At 68.4% G+C, this 15,917-nt stretch carries 13 protein-coding genes; 6 read left to right on the forward strand and 7 right to left on the reverse strand.

Annotated features, from left to right (window positions below; translation table 11 throughout):
• The first annotated feature begins 41 nt into the window (after positions 1–41).
• Together EV283_RS04015 and EV283_RS04020 are read left to right on the forward strand one after the other, a co-directional pair.
• A complete protein-coding gene (locus tag EV283_RS04015; RefSeq protein ID WP_242615769.1) occupies positions 42–1,262 on the forward strand; it encodes a hypothetical protein in 1,221 nt (406 codons plus the stop codon).
• Between the two features lie 7 nt (positions 1,263–1,269).
• The gene (locus EV283_RS04020) at positions 1,270–2,718 is read left to right on the forward strand and encodes a hypothetical protein (protein ID WP_130322834.1); all 1,449 of its coding nucleotides are present in this window, start codon (positions 1,270–1,272) and stop codon (positions 2,716–2,718) included.
• A gap of 4 nt (positions 2,719–2,722) precedes the next feature.
• Here EV283_RS04020 and EV283_RS04025 read toward each other — a convergent pair whose 3' ends face one another.
• A complete protein-coding gene (locus EV283_RS04025; RefSeq protein WP_130322836.1) occupies positions 2,723–2,908 on the reverse strand; it encodes a hypothetical protein in 186 nt (61 codons plus the stop codon).
• Between the two features lie 16 nt (positions 2,909–2,924).
• Positions 2,925–3,485: a polyhydroxyalkanoate synthesis repressor PhaR gene (gene phaR, locus EV283_RS04030; RefSeq protein ID WP_130322838.1), complete on the reverse strand. Its 561-nt coding sequence runs from the start codon at positions 3,483–3,485 to the stop codon at positions 2,925–2,927.
• A gap of 77 nt (positions 3,486–3,562) precedes the next feature.
• Between phaR and EV283_RS04035 the strand changes: the two genes are divergently transcribed.
• The 4 genes from EV283_RS04035 (at position 3,563) to EV283_RS04050 (ending at position 10,284) form a co-directional block, all read left to right on the forward strand.
• Positions 3,563–4,558 carry an alpha/beta hydrolase gene (locus EV283_RS04035; RefSeq protein ID WP_347400197.1) on the forward strand — a complete coding sequence of 332 codons (996 nt, stop codon included), beginning with the start codon at positions 3,563–3,565 and terminating at the stop codon, positions 4,556–4,558.
• Between the two features lie 33 nt (positions 4,559–4,591).
• Entirely contained in the window at positions 4,592–5,779 is a 1,188-nt protein-coding gene (locus EV283_RS04040) for an acetyl-CoA C-acetyltransferase (protein WP_130322840.1), read from the forward strand.
• A 146-nt stretch (positions 5,780–5,925) separates the two neighbouring features.
• The gene (locus EV283_RS04045) at positions 5,926–9,198 is read left to right on the forward strand and encodes a TonB-dependent receptor (RefSeq protein ID WP_130322842.1); all 3,273 of its coding nucleotides are present in this window, start codon (positions 5,926–5,928) and stop codon (positions 9,196–9,198) included.
• A 114-nt stretch (positions 9,199–9,312) separates the two neighbouring features.
• Positions 9,313–10,284 (forward strand): 2OG-Fe(II) oxygenase, encoded by a 972-nt coding sequence (locus tag EV283_RS04050; protein WP_130322844.1) that lies wholly within the window; start codon positions 9,313–9,315, stop codon positions 10,282–10,284.
• On the opposite strand, the gene alr is transcribed toward EV283_RS04050, so the two are convergent.
• The 5 genes from alr to EV283_RS04075 are packed head-to-tail and all read right to left on the reverse strand — an operon-like array spanning position 10,277 to position 15,806.
• Positions 10,277–11,305, reverse strand: a complete 1,029-nt coding sequence (alr, locus tag EV283_RS04055; protein WP_207223050.1) for an alanine racemase — start codon at positions 11,303–11,305, stop codon at positions 10,277–10,279. The genes EV283_RS04050 and alr overlap by 8 nt on opposite strands.
• Before the next feature lie 49 nt (positions 11,306–11,354).
• The gene (locus EV283_RS04060; RefSeq protein WP_130322848.1) at positions 11,355–12,158 is read right to left on the reverse strand and encodes an ABC transporter ATP-binding protein; all 804 of its coding nucleotides are present in this window, start codon (positions 12,156–12,158) and stop codon (positions 11,355–11,357) included.
• Positions 12,149–13,117, reverse strand: a complete 969-nt coding sequence (locus EV283_RS04065; RefSeq protein ID WP_130322850.1) for an iron ABC transporter permease — start codon at positions 13,115–13,117, stop codon at positions 12,149–12,151. The genes EV283_RS04060 and EV283_RS04065 overlap by 10 nt, the downstream gene beginning before the upstream one ends.
• Positions 13,114–13,902, reverse strand: a complete 789-nt coding sequence (locus tag EV283_RS04070) for an ABC transporter substrate-binding protein (protein ID WP_242615770.1) — start codon at positions 13,900–13,902, stop codon at positions 13,114–13,116. The genes EV283_RS04065 and EV283_RS04070 overlap by 4 nt, the downstream gene beginning before the upstream one ends.
• Before the next feature lie 5 nt (positions 13,903–13,907).
• On the reverse strand, positions 13,908–15,806 hold the full coding sequence (locus EV283_RS04075; protein ID WP_130322854.1) for a TonB-dependent receptor: 1,899 nt from the start codon (positions 15,804–15,806) through the stop codon (positions 13,908–13,910).
• Positions 15,807–15,917 lie beyond the last annotated feature (111 nt).

The following is a 15,917-nucleotide window of genomic DNA, read 5'->3' on the forward strand; positions in this document are numbered from 1 at the left end:
CGGGTTGTACGCATCCCCCGACCCGCTAGGGACGACGGTCTATGCGCCGTACCCTGCTTGCCCTCGTCCCGCTGATCGCGGTCGTCTTCGTCTCGGCGCGCGAGCCGGCCAAGCCCGTGGCGGCGGCGAGCGTCTCTCCCGCGGCGCGTGATCGCGGCATCTATCGCCTGTTCGACGATGCCGAGGCGCGCTGGGTGCCGTTCGAGCTCACCCCGGGCAACCAGATCCGGTTCACGATGCAGCTCGACGGGCGCGACCGCACCGCGATCCTCGATACCGGCGTCAGCTACACGCTGCTCGCCAAGGCCTCCCCCGCGGTCGACACCACCAAGCTGGTCGCGGGCGGCAGCGCGCAGGCGATCGGCGGATCGGTCCAGCTCGGCTGGATGCCGACGCGGACGCTCGCCATCGGCGGGCTTGCGCGGACCGGCGGCGGCGTCACCGTCACCGATCTGCCCGCGATCGCGACCGGCAGCACCGCGGCGGTCGACCTGCTGGTCGGCGCGGACCTGCTCGCCGGGCATGCGCTCGACATCGATTATGCCGCGCACCGCTTCCGCCTGATCCGCTCCGGCCGGCTTCCGTTCAAGGGCGAGACGGCGCCACTCACCGTCTCGACCGAGCGCAGCGTGTACGAGAGCGCGGCGACGCTCGGCACGCGGCGACTGGCGCCGATGATCGTCGATACCGGCGACGGCTCCGCGGTGACGGTGACGGCGGCGGGCTGGGACGCCGCGGCACTGCGCGTGCCGGCGACGACCGCGGTCTCGTTCGGGCTCGCCGGCCCGGTGGTGAGCGGCCTTGCGATCGTCCCCGAGTTCCGCGTCGGCGCGATGACCGCGCGCGAGACCGAGATCCGGATCGAACCCGCCGGCGGTTTTTCGCAGTCGATCGGCGCCGCCGGGCGGATCGGCTCGGGCTTCCTACAGAAGTATCGCGTGCTGCTGGATCCCGGTGCGCGCCGGATGGTGCTGAGCCGCGGGCCGACGGCCGACACGCCGCCGCTCCGCTCGACCAGCGGGTTGCTGATCGGCATTGAGAAGGATCGGCTGAAGGTGCTCCACGTCATGCGCGGCGGCCCCGCGGCGACGGCAGGCTGGAAGGACGGCGACCTGATCTGCACGATCGACGGGATCGCGGTCACCGGCGACTATGCGTCCAGCCCGATCGCGTCCTGGTCGGCGGGTACGCCCGGTCGGGTCGTGACGCTCGGTCTGTGCGACGGCACCACGCGAAAACTCGCCTTGAAGCATTTCTACTAGGACGATCATGACCAGCCTGCGTCACCGGACTGGGCAGGCGTTCGTGCTGCTGCTCGTGGCCTTCGCGATCCGCAGCCCGCTCTTCGGCAACCCGGTGATCCATAGCGACGAGCAATTCTATCTGCTGGTCGGCGATCGCCTGCTGCACGGCGCATGGCCGTTCGTCGATATCTTCGATCGCAAACCGGTCGGGCTGTTCCTGATCTTCGCTGCCATCCGCAGCGTCGGCGGCAACGGCATCCTGATGTACCAGGTGGCCGCCACGCTCGTCGCGGCTGGGACCGCGTTCCTGGTCGGCCGGATCACGCAGCGGCTCGTCGGGGCCGGGATAGCCGAGCGTGACGCTACCCGCGCGAGCCTGGGTGCGGGGCTGATCTATCTCGTCTGGCTGATGATCTTCGATGGCGCGGGCGGCCAGTCCGCGGTGTGGGGCAATGCGCTGATGGCGGGCGCGGCGCTGTTCGTGCTCGGCGGAGACTTGGGCGAGCGCCATATCACCGCGCGCGGGGTCGCCGCGATGCTGCTGGTCGGGCTGGCGATGCAGGTCAAATATACCGCGCTGTTCGAGGGCATCTTCTTCGGGCTGGTGCTGCTGCGCCAGGCGCGCGACGCGGATCGCGCGATAGTGCGGCTGCTCGGCCGCGCGGTGCTCTGGGTGGCTGCGGCACTGTTGCCGACCGCGATCGCATGGGCGGTCTATGCGCTGGCCGGCCACAACGACGCGTTCGTGTTCGCGAACTTCCTGTCGATCTTCGGCCAGCAGAACGACGATGGCATCGGCTCGAGCCTGCTCAAACTCGTCGGCGCGCTTGCCGTGAGCGCGCCGCTGGTCGTGCTGGCATGGCGGGGTCACCGGTCGGGGACGACGCCGTTCGCGCTCGGCTGGCTCGCCGCCGCGGGCATCGCCGTCGTCATCATGCGCAATTTCGAGCTGATGTACCTGCTCCCCGTCGCGCTGCCGCTCGCGGTCGCGGCCGGCACCGGGCTCGCGCGGTGTTCGATCGTCGCGGGCCGTCGATGGCTGATCGCGGTGCTGCTGTTCGGCACGGTCGCCGCAGCGATCCTGGGCGGCATCCGCGTGGCCCGGCGCGGCGATGCGCGCCAGGTCGCAGCACTCGTCCGGATGATCGGACAGCGCCCGCACGGCTGCCTGTTCGCGTTCGGCAGCGAGCCGATCCTCTATTATCTGACCCGGTCCTGCCTGCCGACGCCGTATATCTTCCGCAGCCATCTCAGCCGGATGACCGAGGCGCACGGGCTCGGCATCGATGCCGCCGCCGAGACCGCGCGGCTGCTCGCCGCCAGGCCCGGGATCATCGTCGTCCGCGCGCCGAAAGCCGACACCAACCCGGCGACCCGGACGCTCGTCGCCGCGGCGATCGCACGGCATTACCGCCTGGTCGGAATCGTCGCGATCGGCACCTTGCCGCACCGCGTCTATCGCCTGAACCGCTGAGCCGTCAGCTTTTGACCGCGAGCCCGATCATGACGGCGAGCGCGATCAGCGCGAGCATCTGTACCGTCGGCCAGTCGACCCAGCCGACCGAATCCGGATCGCGCCGCCGCCGCCGGCGTCGTTCACCAAACCCGGCGACGACGGCCAGCGCGGCGAGCCCGCCGCTCGCGCTCCATAAGACCGGCCCCATCGCGCGACGCAGCCCGTCAGCCGAGCTTCTCGACCTTTTCCTGCAACTTGGCGAGTTCGCTGCGCAACGCGGCGATCTCATCGTCCTGGCTGGCGGCCGAGGCGGGCGCGCCGGCTGGAGCGGCTGCCGGGGCCGCGGGTTTCATCGCCTGCGCGGCGACGTCGAACATCGCCAGGTTGCGCTTGGCCAGATCGGCGAACGGGGAATTGGCGAACGCCCCCTCGACCGCGGACTTGAACTGATCATGGTTGCGGCGGAAGCTGTCCATCGACGCCTCGAGATAGCCCGGCACCATCGTCTGCATCGAATCGCCGTACATCGAGATCAGCTGGCGCAGGAAATTCACCGGCATCATCGTCTCGCCGCGGCTCTCCTCCTCCATGATGATCTGCGTGAGGACGTTGTGCGTGATGTCCTCGTCGGTCTTCGCATCGACCACCTTGAAGTCGCGGCCCTCGCGGGTCATCGTCGCGAGATGATCGAGCGTGATGTAGGATGAGGACTCGGTATTATAGAGTCGACGGTTGGCGTATTTTTTGATGATGACGATTCCGTCGGCAGCCGGTTGCTTCTTCATGGATCCCCCGTCTTATGTTTGAAACGGAGGCTACAGTCTTTGATGACGCACCGCAACACGGACCGAGGCCCCTGCCCTTGTTCCTGTCGATGCTGCGCAGCGAGACCGCAGCATCGCCCGACCGGATGGCGCGCGCGCTGGCCGGATTGCGCGCGTATCAGGTTGCGCCACGAGAGCGGCGGGCCGATCCGGTGCCCGCGATCCACCGTTCGGGCCGTGTAAGTCTGCGCGATTATGGCGGTAGCGGACGCCCCGTCGTGTTCGTCCCGTCGCTGATCAATCCACCCGACATCCTCGATCACACGGCCGGGTCTTCGCTGCTGCGGTGGATCGCCGCGCAAGGGTTCCACGCGTGGCTGGTCGACTGGGGATCGCCCGGCGACGAGGACCGCGACCTCGATCTGGCCGCGCATGTCGAGCGACTGCTGGTGCCGTTGCTGCAGGCGCTGCCCGAACCGCCGGTCGTCGTCGGCTATTGCCTCGGCGGCACGCTCGCGCTGGGTGCCGCCGCTGTCACGCCCGTTGCGGGAGTCGCGACGATCGCCGCGCCGTGGCATTTTGCGGGGTACGCCGACAGCCGTCCCACGCTCGCCGCGACCTGGGCCGCGGTGAAGCCCGCCGCCGCGCTGCTCGGCCTGCTGCCGATGGAAGTGCTGCAAGCCGGTTTCTGGCAACTCGACCCGACCCGCACGATCGCCAAATACGAAGCCTTTGCCGATCTCGCCCCCGACAGCGACGCGGCGCGCGCGTTCGTCCGGCTGGAGGACTGGGCGAACGCCGGCGCCCCCCTCCCCTACGCCGCCGCCGCCGGCCTGTTCGAGGACTGCATCACCGACGACCTCCCCGGCAAGCGCCGCTGGACTATCGCCGGTACCGCGGTCGATCCCCACGCGTTCGCCTGCCCGACCGTCGAGTTCGTGTCGCTCAGCGACCGCATCGTGCCCGCCGCCACGGCGATCGGGCTTGCCGACCGCCGCGATCTCGGTGCGGGTCATGTCGGCATGGTCATCGGCCGATCTGCGCGCGCGCGCCTCTGGGAACCGCTCGCCAACTGGATCGCCGCGCTCGACTGACGTACATGGGGTCCAAACATAGAGGATCCCGACATGACCGACCTGCTTCCCACTGACGTCGTCATCACCGCTGCCAAGCGCACCCCGGTCGGCAGCTTCCTCGGCGCGTTCGCAGCAACGCCCGCGCACGAACTCGGCCGGATCGCGATCGAGGCCGCGCTCGAACAGGCCGGCGTGGCGGGCGAGGACGTCTCCGAAGTGATCCTCGGCCAGGTGCTCACCGCGGCACAGGGCCAGAATCCCGCGCGCCAGGCGTCGATGGCGGCGGGCGTGCCGAAGGAAATCCCCGCCTGGGGCGTCAACCAGGTCTGCGGCTCGGGCCTTCGCGCGGTCGCGCTCGCGGCGCAGGCGATCCAGACCGGCGACGCGACGATCGTCGTCGCGGGCGGTCAGGAATCGATGTCGCTCTCGGCGCACGCGCAGTCGATCCGTGGCGGCCAGAAGATGGGCAATCTCAGCCTCGTCGACACGATGGTCAGCGACGGGCTGACCGACGTCTTCAACGGCTATCACATGGGCATCACCGCCGAGAATCTCGCCGAGCAATACCAGGTCACGCGCGGCGAGCAGGACGCATTCTCGGTCGCCTCGCAGAACAAGGCCGAGGCCGCACGCGGCGCAGGGCGGTTCAAGGACGAGATCGCGCCGGTCATGATCAAGGGCCGCAAGGGCGACACCGTGGTCGCCGATGACGAATATATCCGCGCCGGCGCGACGATCGAGAGCGTCTCGGGCGTGAAACCCGCGTTCAAGAAGGACGGCACCGTCACCGCAGCGAACGCCAGCGGGCTTAACGACGGCGCCGCCGCACTCGTCATGATGCGCCGCGACGAAGCCGAGCGCCGCGGCTCGACGATCCTCGCGACGATCAAGAGCTGGGCGTCGGCGGGCGTCGACCCGTCGGTGATGGGAATCGGCCCCGTCCCCGCGACGCGGCGCGCGCTCGAGAAGGCCGGCTGGACGCTAGGCGACCTCGACCTGATCGAAGCCAATGAAGCGTTTGCGGCGCAGGCGCTGTCGGTCGGCAAGGAGCTCGGCTGGGACGCGAGCAAGGTCAACGTCAACGGCGGCGCGATCGCGATCGGCCACCCGATCGGCGCGAGCGGCGCGCGCGTCCTGACGACGCTGATCTACGAGATGCAGAAGCGCGACGCGAAGAAGGGGCTGGCGACCTTGTGCATCGGCGGCGGCATGGGAATCGCGATGTGCATAGAACGGTAGAACTTATTACCAATTGTTGCATCCGTGTAACACGACACGTACAAAAATAACGCTCCGTTCATCTCCCTGTAATAAACGATTGCGTGGGAGCCCCCGCCTCGTCACCGTGTAGCCATAAGGCATACATGCCAAAACGGGGGCTTTTCATGAACTTATCACGCCTTTTGGGTGCAACGGCGCTTGTAGGCGCCTTCTCGCTCCTGCCGACGCTCGCACTCGCACAAGCGGTGCCAGATGCGAACTCGCCGCCGGTCAATGCGGACGGCACGACGCCGACCCAGACCACGCAGGGCGACGAGACCGGGTCCCAGGAAATCCTCGTCACCGGATCGCGCATCCGTCGTGCCAACGACGAATCGCCCAACCCGATCACGACGGTGACCGCCGCGGACATCTTCGCGTCGGGTCGCGTGTCGATCGGCGACGTCCTCAACGACCTGCCGCAGCTGCGCAGCACGGTCAGCTCGCAGAACTCGACGAGCGGCCTCGGCGTTCGCGGTCTCAACCTGCTCGATCTTCGCGGTCTCGGCACCTCGCGCACGCTCGTGCTGGTGAACGGCCGACGCCATGTGTCGTCGGAGATCATCAACAACGGCAACAGCCCCGACATCAACACCTTCCCGACCGACCTGATCGAGAAGGTCGAGATCGTGTCGGGCGGCAATTCGGCGATCTATGGTTCGGACGCGATCGCGGGTGTCGTCAACTTCGTCCTGAAGGACAATTACGACGGCCTCGACCTGCACGGCCAGACCGGCATCAGCAAATATGGCGACGCAGGCAACCAGTATCTGTCGGCCGTCGCTGGCAAGAACTTTGCCGATGGTCGCGGCAATATCGCGCTCAATCTCGAATATGCGCACCAGCAGGATTACTATGCGTCGGGCCGACCCAATCTTCGCCAGAATGACGGCTTCGTCCAAGTCGACACCGATCCGGCGGGCTCGGTCAACGGATCGGACAGCATTCCCGATCGCATCTTCGCGCGCGATATCCGCTCGACGACGATTTCGACCGGCGGCCAGGTCGGCATCCGCTATGCCAACACGGCCAATGCACCGTGCGGCGTGGATTCGGCCGGCAGCTCGTTCACCTGCGCCTATCTGTTCCAGCCGAATGGCGCGCTGACTCCGCAGACGGGCACGCGCATCGGCCTCGGGCCGAACGGCAGCTATATCGGCGGAAACGGCTATACCGGCCGCGAAGGCCGGCTGCTCGTCCTGTCGCCGGAACTCAACCGCTATGCCGTCAACCTGATCGGCCATTTCGAAGTCAGCCCGGCGCTCGTCCCGTTCATCGAAGCCAAGTATGTCCGGTCCGAAGCACGCGGTTCGCAGAGCGGCCCGTTCTTCTCGCAGGGGCAGACGCTGGCCGACGCCACGTCGATCGCAGGCTTTAACGACCGGTCCTACGTCCTGACGAACCCGACCGGTAACGGCCCGGTCAACCGCGAGGGCATCCGTCTCGACAACCCCTATCTCGATGCGGGCGCACGCGCGACGATCACCGCCCAGTTGACGGCAGCGGTGAACTCGGGCGTCAATCCGAACACCGGCGCCGCGTTCGGCACGAACGCAACCGGCGTTGCCCTGCGCAATGCCACGCTGGCGCAGATCGCGGCCGGGACGTTCCGCTTCTCGAACCGTCGCAACTATGTCGATCTCGGCATCCGCGATGAGAACATCCGGCGCGAGACCTACCGCATCGTCGGCGGCGTCCGCGGCGATTTCAACGACGATTGGCATTACGAACTGTCCGCCAACTATGGCGAGCATCGCGAACGCAACGTCATCCAGGGCAACATCAACCGCCAGCGCTTCCTGCTCGCCAACGATACGGTGCGCAACGCAGCGGGCCAGATCGTCTGCCGCTCGCAGGTCAATCCGGCCTATGCCGGCACCGACCGGGCAGGCAATCCCGCGGTCCTGGCAGCGGACGTCGCGGCGTGCGTTCCGCTCAATCCGTTCGGCGATGGCTCGGTCAGCCAGGCCGCGCGCCAGTACCTGACCGTGTCGACCGAAGCGATGGGCAAGGCGACGCAGTTCCAGGGCATGGGCTTCGTGTCCGGCGATCTCAGCCAGTTGTTCAGCCTGCCGGGCGGTCCAATCGGCTTCTCGCTGGGTGGCGAATATCGCCGCGAAACGCTGTCCTATGATCTCGATCCGGTGACGCAGGCCGGGTATGCGTTCTACAACGCTCTCCCGACCTTCCGTTCGCCCGCGTTCGAGGTGAAGGAAGCCTTCGGCGAAATCTCGATCCCGCTGGTCAAGGACGTTCCGCTTCTGCAGGAACTGACGATCAACGGTTCGGGCCGCGTCGCGGATTACAAGGGCTCGGTCGGCACCGTCTACGCCTATGGCGGCGGCGTGAACTGGCGCCCGATCCGGGACCTGATGGTTCGTGGTTCGTATTCCAAGTCGGTGCGCTCGCCGTATCTCGGTGATCTGTATTCGGCGCAGAGCCAGAACTTCACGCCGGCTCCGAACGATCCCTGCTCGGCGCGCAACCTTGCCACGGGCTCCGCGACCCGCGCTGCGAACTGCACCGCGGCGGGTGCACCGGCAGGCTACGACTATGTCTACAGCTCGTCGCTCGAGATCATCAGCGGCGGCAACCCGCAGCTCGAGGCGGAGACGTCCAAGTCCTACACGGTCGGCGGCGTGTTCCAGCCGCGCTTCCTGCCAGGGCTGTCGATCACGACCGATTACTACAACATCACCGTCGACAAGGTGATCTCGGCAGTGACGGCGCAGAACATCCTGAACCTGTGCTACGATTCGCCGACGCTGAACAATCCGTTCTGCGGCCTGTTCCAGCGCGCCGGCGCCAGTGGCGGTCCGCGCGGCGAGATCCCGTTCCGCGTTCTCGAAGGGTCGCTGTTGCAGACGACGGCCAACTTCGCGAAGCTGAAGGCGACCGGCATCGACACCAACATCGCGTACAACCATCGGTTCGCCTGGGGTGAAGTGTCCGCCAAGGGCATCTGGACGCACGTGATCCAGCGCGACAACTACACCAACCCGGCCGACCCAAGCTTCAAGAACACGATCACGGGTGAGCTGGGCGATCCGTCCGACCAGTTCAACATCAGTGCAGACGTGAAGGTCGGCAAGGTCACCTTGGGCTATTCGGTACGCTGGATCGACAAGATGTACCTGAACACGTTCGAGGACTATAACGCGCTGAACGGCCAGCCGCCGCAGAATGCCGATTACGCGACGATCGAACAGTACCCGGCCGTCACCTATCACGACATTCGTGCAGGGGTGGACGTGACCGAGCGCTTCAACGCGTATTTCGGTGTGAACAACGTCAGCAACAAGCAGCCGCCTTACGGTATCACGGGTGTCGGCGCAGGCACCGCCATCTATGACAACCGTGGCCGGTTCGGTTACATTGGCGTCACCGCCAAGTTCTAAGCGATCGGAACACGCAGACGTGATGAGGGGCCGGGGAAACCTGGCCCCTTTTTTTGTTGCCGGATGGCGCTTTGCGAAGCCGGTCTGATAGGGCCGGTCTGATAGGAGAGCAGGATGACTCACAGCCCGGCGGCGAACGCGCTGCATCTGGTTTCGATCGGCCGTGCTTCGGAGGCGCTTGCGATCCTGCGCAGCGCTGCCGATCGCGGTGATGTCGATGCGATCATGCAACTGGCGGTGTGGCATCTCTCGGGCGATGTCGTTCCGCGCGATCTCGTCCAGGCACGCACGCTGCTGGCGCGTGCGGTGTCGATCGGCCATGTCGATGCCGCGCTGATGGAGATCGCGCTGACCGCCAATGGCAGCGGCGGTACGCCCGATTGGCCCGGCGCGGTTTCCCTGTTGCGAACGGCCGCGCGCGCCGATCCGGTTGCGCTCGGGCAATTGACGCTGCTCGACGCGATGGCGATCGACGCCGCTGGCGCGCCGACCGCTTTGCCGATGCCCGAGACGCTGAGCGCGGCGCCCGACGTGATCCGCTTTCCCCGATTATTGACCGCGGCGGAGTGCGCGCATCTCGCCGGTGTCGCCGCAGCGATGCTCGAGCCGGCGCGCGTGATCGATCCGCGGACCGGCCGCTGGATCACGCATCCGATCCGGACGTCGGACGGAACCGCGATCGGGCCGGCGCGCGAGGATCTGGTCGTTCGCGCGATCAACCGGCGCATCGCCGCCGCGAGCGGTACGGACATCGAGCAAGGCGAACCGCTGACGGTGCTGCGATACCGGCCGGGCCAGCAATACCGGTTGCACCTGGACACGATCCAGGACGCCGCGAACCAGCGCGTCGCGACCGTCCTGGTCTATCTAAACGAAGGCTATGGCGGCGGTGAAACGCATTTCCCCGCCGGAGACCTAACGATCACGCCGCGCGGTGGCGACGCGATCGTGTTCAGGACGCTGACCAGGGATGGCGCGATCGACCAGTCGAGCCGACATGCGGGCTTGCCGGTCACGCACGGCGCCAAATGGCTGGCGACGCGCTGGATCCGGGCGGACCCGATCGATCCGTGGACGATCAGCTAGTCGCCCACACCCGATCGAACCGCTGGCCCAGACCGGTGAGCAGCTCATATTGCGACAGGCCCGACGCCGCCGCGCTGGCCGGCAGGGCATAATCCAGTTCGACCCAGTCCCCTTCGGCCAACCCCTTGGCTGCGTCGATGTCGATCGCGACCAGGTCCATCGAGACCCTCCCGAGCACGGGCAAGACCCGGCCCGATGCCAGCGCCGCACCGATATTGGTGAAATGCCGGCGATAGCCATCCGCATAGCCGAGATTGAGGATCGCGACCTCGGTGTCCTCCGCGGCCGTCCATTGCGCATTGTAGCCGACCGTATCGCCTGCACGAACCCGGCGGCGTTGCAGGATCTCCGCCTCGGGCCGGACGACCTGCTGGATCGCGCCGAGTTCGCCGCGCGGGACGCCGCCGTAGAGCGCAAGGCCGGGGCGGGTCAGGTCGAAGGCGTAGCCCGACAGCGCGATGCCGGCGGAGTTGGCGAGGCTCATGCGGCGCGCCGATGTCTGGCCGGCGAGCGCGGCGAAGCGGTCGCGCTGGGTGGCGTTCATCGGCGACTCCTCGTCGGCGCAGGCGAGATGGCTCATCAGCGTCTCGATCCGGAGATCGCCCAGCAGCCCGTCCGCAATGTCGTCCGCGGACACGCCGAGGCGGTTCATGCCGGTGTCGACCATCACGTCGCACGCGCCGCCGCCCGCGGCCTTCCAGCGTGCGACCTGCGTGGCGGTGTTGAGCACCGGGCGGGCGAACCCTGCGGTCGCGGCGGGCATGTCGTCTTCGCGGACGCCGTGCAGGACGGAGACGGTCAGGCCCAGCGGCGCGAGGTCGGCGGCTTCCTGCCAGTTCGAGACGAAGAAATCGCGGCAACCGGCGTCGGCGAGGCGGCGGGCGACCTCGGCCGCGCCGAGGCCATAGCCATTGGCCTTGACCGCCGCGCCGCACGCCGCAGTGCCGCTCATGCGGTCGAGCGTCCGCCAGTTCTGGACGAGGGCGTCGCCGTCGAGGCGCAGGCGGAGCGGGGCGGGAATATCGATCACCCGGCGCGGGATAGTGCGCCGGGCGAGGCGCGTCGACCGTCTATGCCGAGTCGATGCGGCCGACCGGCACCAGCAGGCGCCGCGTGCCCCCACCCTCCCCCAAGCCCGAGACGTCGTCGAGCGGGGCGACGCGGACACCGAACACGCGCGCGAGGGTGCCCGCGGTCATCACCTCGGCGACCGGCCCGAACGCGACGACGCGCCCCTCGGCGATCAGCAGTGCATCGTCCGCCGCGCGCTGCGCCTGGACAAGGTCGTGGAGGACGATCGCGACCCCTGCCCCGCCCGCCGCATAGGTGCGCAGGCGCGCGAGCAGGTCGATCTGGTGCGCGGGGTCGAGGCTGGCGAGCGGCTCGTCGGCGAGCAGCCAGCGCGGTTCGCCGGCAAGCACGCGCGCGAGCAGGACGCGGGCGCGCTCGCCGCCGGACAGTTCGCCGACCGGACGATCGGCGAGGTGGGTCGTCTCGGTGTCGTGCATCGCGCGGTCGACCGCGGCGCGATCGGCGGGCGACGGCGCGGCATGGGGGCCGAGATGCGGCAGGCGGCCGAGCGCCACGACGTCGCGGGCGACGATGTTCCAGTGCACCGTCGCGTCCTGCGGCAGATACCCGATCGCGCGCGCGCGAACGCGGGGGTCCATCGTCGCCACGTCCTGCGTGTCGAGCCGGACGCATCCCCCGGCCCGCCCGACCAGCGCGGCGGCGGCCTTGACGAGCGTGCTCTTGCCCGCGCCGTTGGGGCCGAGGATCGCGGTGACGCGGCCAGGGCGCAGGTGCGCGGACGCGTCGTGCAGGACGATGCGCTTGCCCAGCTTCACGCTGAGCGAGTCGACGATCAGATCCATACGCGGCCTCGTTCCCTGATCAGCACCCCGAGGAAGAACGGCGCGCCGATCAGCGCCATCGCGACGCCGAGCCGGACTTCGCCCGCGCCGGGGGCGAGGCGGACGAGACTGTCGGCGGCGAGAACAAGCGCCGCGCCGCCGAACGCGGAGGGCAGCAGCACGTCGCTCGGGCGGTGGCCGAAGATCGGCCGGAGCAGATGCGGGACGACCAGCCCGACGAACCCAATCACGCCGGTGACCGCGACGCCCGCGCCGACCACCAGCCCGGTCCCGAGCACCACCTGCCAGCGGACGCGGCCCATCCGTATCCCGAGCGACTGCGCCGCCGCCTCGCCGAGCGACAACGCATCGAGCGCGCGACCGGTGAGCAGGAGGAGCACCGCACCGACCAGCATCGGCGGCAAAGCGAACGTCAGGTCGTCCCAGCCGCGATCGGTCAGCGCGCCCATGATCCAGTCGATCACCTCGGCGACCGCATAGGGGTTCGGCGCGATCGAGATCAGGAACGCGGTCAGCGCGCCGGCCAGGCTGGCGAGCACGGTACCTGCGAGGATGAAGGTGATCGCGCTCGGCGACCGCCAGGTCAGCGCGGCGAGCATGGCGACCGCGCCCCCTGCGCCGAGCATCGCGGCAACGAAGATCGCGAAGCCCGAGCCGATCCCGAAAATGATCGCGGCGACCGCGCCGAGCGCTGCGACCGACGACACGCCGACCACCGCGGGATCGGCGAGCGGGTTGCGCAGATAGCCCTGCAGGACCGCGCCCGACAGCCCCAGCGTCGCGCCGAGCGCAAGCCCGAGCACCGCGCGCGGCAGGCGGAGTTGGAGGATGATCCACCAGCGCGGATCACTTGAGAACCACGCGCCGGGCGGCACCCAGACCTTGCCGCAGCCGAGCGACAGGCCGAACAGGACGATCACCAACAACAGCAGCGCCGCAAGCTTGAGCGGCCGGGTCACGACACGCTCGCCCGGATCGCGGCGAGCCGTTCGAGTGCGGGCGGCAGCGTCGGGCCGCCGCAATTGATCAGCACGCGCGGGAAGACGGCTTGCGGCGTGGTCGGCAGCAGCCGGTGCCGCAGCAGCGTGCCCCGGCTGACGCGTTCGGGGGCGATCACGACCGCAGGCGGCTGCGTGACGATCGTCTCGGCGGACAGCGTGCCGGTATGCGTCAGGCCATAGGTGGCGGCGGCGTTGCGGAAGCCGACGCGCGTCATCATCTCGTTCAACAGCGTGCTGCCCCCCGTCGCCAGATCGCCGCTGATATAGAGCAACGCGGCTGGCGTGGGTCCCTCCTTGCGGCTCCAACGGACGACCGCGCGATCGATCTCGGCGTTGATCCGCGCGCCGCCTGCGGGCGCACCGACGGCGTCGGCGATCTGCGTGACCTGCGCCTGGCTCTCCGCGATCGAATCGGGGATGCCGAGCAGCAGAGTCTTCAGCCCGGCGCGCGCATAGGCCGCCTGCGTCGCGGGCGGCGTATAGGTGCTGGCGATGACCAGATCGGGATGCAGCGCGATCACCTCCTCGGCGGTCCCCGCGGTTGCGTGGAAGCGGCGCGCGACGTCGAGCGGGATCGAGGTCGCCGTCGGCGCCTGCGAATAATGGCTGATCGCGGCGATCCGCGCGGGCGGCAGGATCCGGATCAGCACCGAATCCACGCAAGGGTTGGTCGAGACGATCCCCCCGCCCCCGGTCGGCGGTTGCGCACATGCTCCAAGTAGCAGCGCGGGAAGGATCGCCACCGGTCTCACTTCAGGCGCAACCGGACGCCGCCAAAGGCTGCACGGCCATAATTCCCATAGCCCGCCACCGTCTCGTAGCGCGCGTCGGTGAGGTTATCGACGCGACCGTAAAGCGCGACCTGGTCGGTGATCGGCATCTCCGCACGGATGCTGGCGAGCGCATAGCCGTCGAGGCGAGTCGTGTTGGCGGCATCGTCGAAGCTGTCGCCGACCAGCGACACGGTGCCGCCGATCGAGAGCCCGACCGCGAACCGGTAATCGGCGTTGACGCTGGCGGTCTGTTCGGGACGCCGTGCGAGGACATTGCCGAAATTGGCACCGATCGAGCGGTTCTCGGTGTGGATATAGCTGTAGTTCGCGGTCAGCGTCAGCGCATCGACCGGACGCAGTGCGAGCGAAACCTCGACCCCGTCCGCCTCGGCGCGCGCGACATTGTCATAGACGCCGAACGGGCGGTCGACGCAGATCGAACCGGCGGTTGCCTGCTCCACAGGGCTGCAATCGCGGAAGTCGATCTGGTTGCGCGAGCGGCGGTTGAAATAGGTCACGCCGACGCGCGCGCGATCGGCGAGGAACGCCTGCTCGACGCCGATGTCGAAGTTGCGGGCGGTCTCCGGATCGAGGCCGCGGTTCCCATAGTCGGAGAAGAGCTGGTACAGCGTCGGCGCCTTGAACCCTTCGCCATAGCTCGCGCGGACGGTCGTGCCGGTCCGCAGCGCCAGCGCCGCGTTCGCGCCGAAGGTGGTGTGGTTGCCGAAATCCTCATGATCGTCGTTGCGGACGCCGCCGGTGAGCGTGAGGATGTCGAGCGGCTTGACGATCAGCTGGCCGTAGACGCTGGTGATGCCGGTGTCGGCATAGGTAAAGCCGTCGTTGAAGCGGCTATTCTCGCGCTCGACGCCGGCGACGACGCGGACCTGGTCGAGCGGGCGGAAATCGCCCTGATATTCGTAGCGCTCGCTACGGCCGCGGCCGAGGAACGACGGCTCTGCACCAAAGGCCGGTTCGTACGTGTCGCGGTTGATGTCGGCGATCGTGAACGCGACTCGGTTGTTGAACCGCCCGTCGGCGACGTTCGCGTGTAGCCCCGCATAGCCATAGACCTCCTGCGTCTTGCCATAGTCCGCGGTGTCGGCAAGCACATAGTCCGGCGCTGGGAAGCCATCGAGTTCGACCCGGCTGTCCGCGAAATAGCCGCGCAGGTCGAGGCCGATCCCGGGTGCGAACTCGACGCCCAGCCGTCCGGTCGCGCCGTATTGGCGATAGCCGTCGCGCTCGGTACCGCTGGCCGCCGACGAGATGCCGTCGGTGCGCAGATACCCGCCGGTCAGCGAGCCCGACACCGGCCCCGTCGCGCCGGAGATGCCTGCGCTCGCGAACACGCTGTCAGCATAGCCATATTCGGCGTTGGCGCGCGCCTGCAGCCCCTCGGCGGGGGCGGCGGTGATGATGTTGACGACGCCGCCGATCGCCTGGCTGCCCCAGGGTACCGAGTTGGGGCCGCGCAGGACCTCGATCCGCTCGACCGAACTCGCCAGCAGGTTGCCGAAATCGAAGCCGCCGCCGGTCGAGGCCGGATCGTTGACTCGCACGCCGTCGATCACGACCAGGGTCTGGTCGGATTCGGCCCCGCGGATCCGCACGCCCGTCAGCGCGCCCTGCGTGCCGTTGCGCGTGACGGTGACGCCTGGCGTGGTCGCAAGCAGATCGGACACGACGACGGTCTGGCGCCGCTCGATCTCGGCGCGGTCGATCACGGTCACCGCCTGGCCGATCTCGCTGGCGGGTTGCGCGACGCGGGTCGCGGTAACGACGACGTCCGCTGCGTCGGCAGCCGGGAGCGTCTGGGCATCGGCGGATGCCGCGATCGCGGCGGCGCTCAGGAGGAGGAGGAACTTCGTCATGGGGCACGTCCTGGCAGAGCCGCCCACGACCATTCGCGGACCGGCAGACGTCTCTCGCTCGAGGACACCCCTTCGATAGGGCACTCGTCCGCACCGGAGCACCCGCCCGCG

It is taken from the genome of Sphingomonas sp. BK036, from assembly GCF_004216825.1.
Taxonomy (GTDB): Bacteria; Pseudomonadota; Alphaproteobacteria; order Sphingomonadales; family Sphingomonadaceae; genus Sphingomonas.

What these genes read in the sequence shown, in the direction of transcription:
- phaR (WP_130322838.1), bottom strand. Translation starts at nt 3,485, where the DNA reads ATGAAGAAGCAACCGGCTGCCGACGGAATCGTCATCATCAAAAAATAC.
- EV283_RS04025 (WP_130322836.1), bottom strand. Translation starts at nt 2,908, where the DNA reads ATGGGGCCGGTCTTATGGAGCGCGAGCGGCGGGCTCGCCGCGCTGGCC.
- EV283_RS04020 (WP_130322834.1), top strand. Translation starts at nt 1,270, where the DNA reads ATGACCAGCCTGCGTCACCGGACTGGGCAGGCGTTCGTGCTGCTGCTC.
- EV283_RS04040 (WP_130322840.1), top strand. Translation starts at nt 4,592, where the DNA reads ATGACCGACCTGCTTCCCACTGACGTCGTCATCACCGCTGCCAAGCGC.
- EV283_RS04050 (WP_130322844.1), top strand. Translation starts at nt 9,313, where the DNA reads ATGACTCACAGCCCGGCGGCGAACGCGCTGCATCTGGTTTCGATCGGC.
- EV283_RS04015 (WP_242615769.1), top strand. Translation starts at nt 42, where the DNA reads ATGCGCCGTACCCTGCTTGCCCTCGTCCCGCTGATCGCGGTCGTCTTC.
- EV283_RS04045 (WP_130322842.1), top strand. Translation starts at nt 5,926, where the DNA reads ATGAACTTATCACGCCTTTTGGGTGCAACGGCGCTTGTAGGCGCCTTC.
- EV283_RS04060 (WP_130322848.1), bottom strand. Translation starts at nt 12,158, where the DNA reads ATGGATCTGATCGTCGACTCGCTCAGCGTGAAGCTGGGCAAGCGCATC.
- EV283_RS04075 (WP_130322854.1), bottom strand. Translation starts at nt 15,806, where the DNA reads ATGACGAAGTTCCTCCTCCTCCTGAGCGCCGCCGCGATCGCGGCATCC.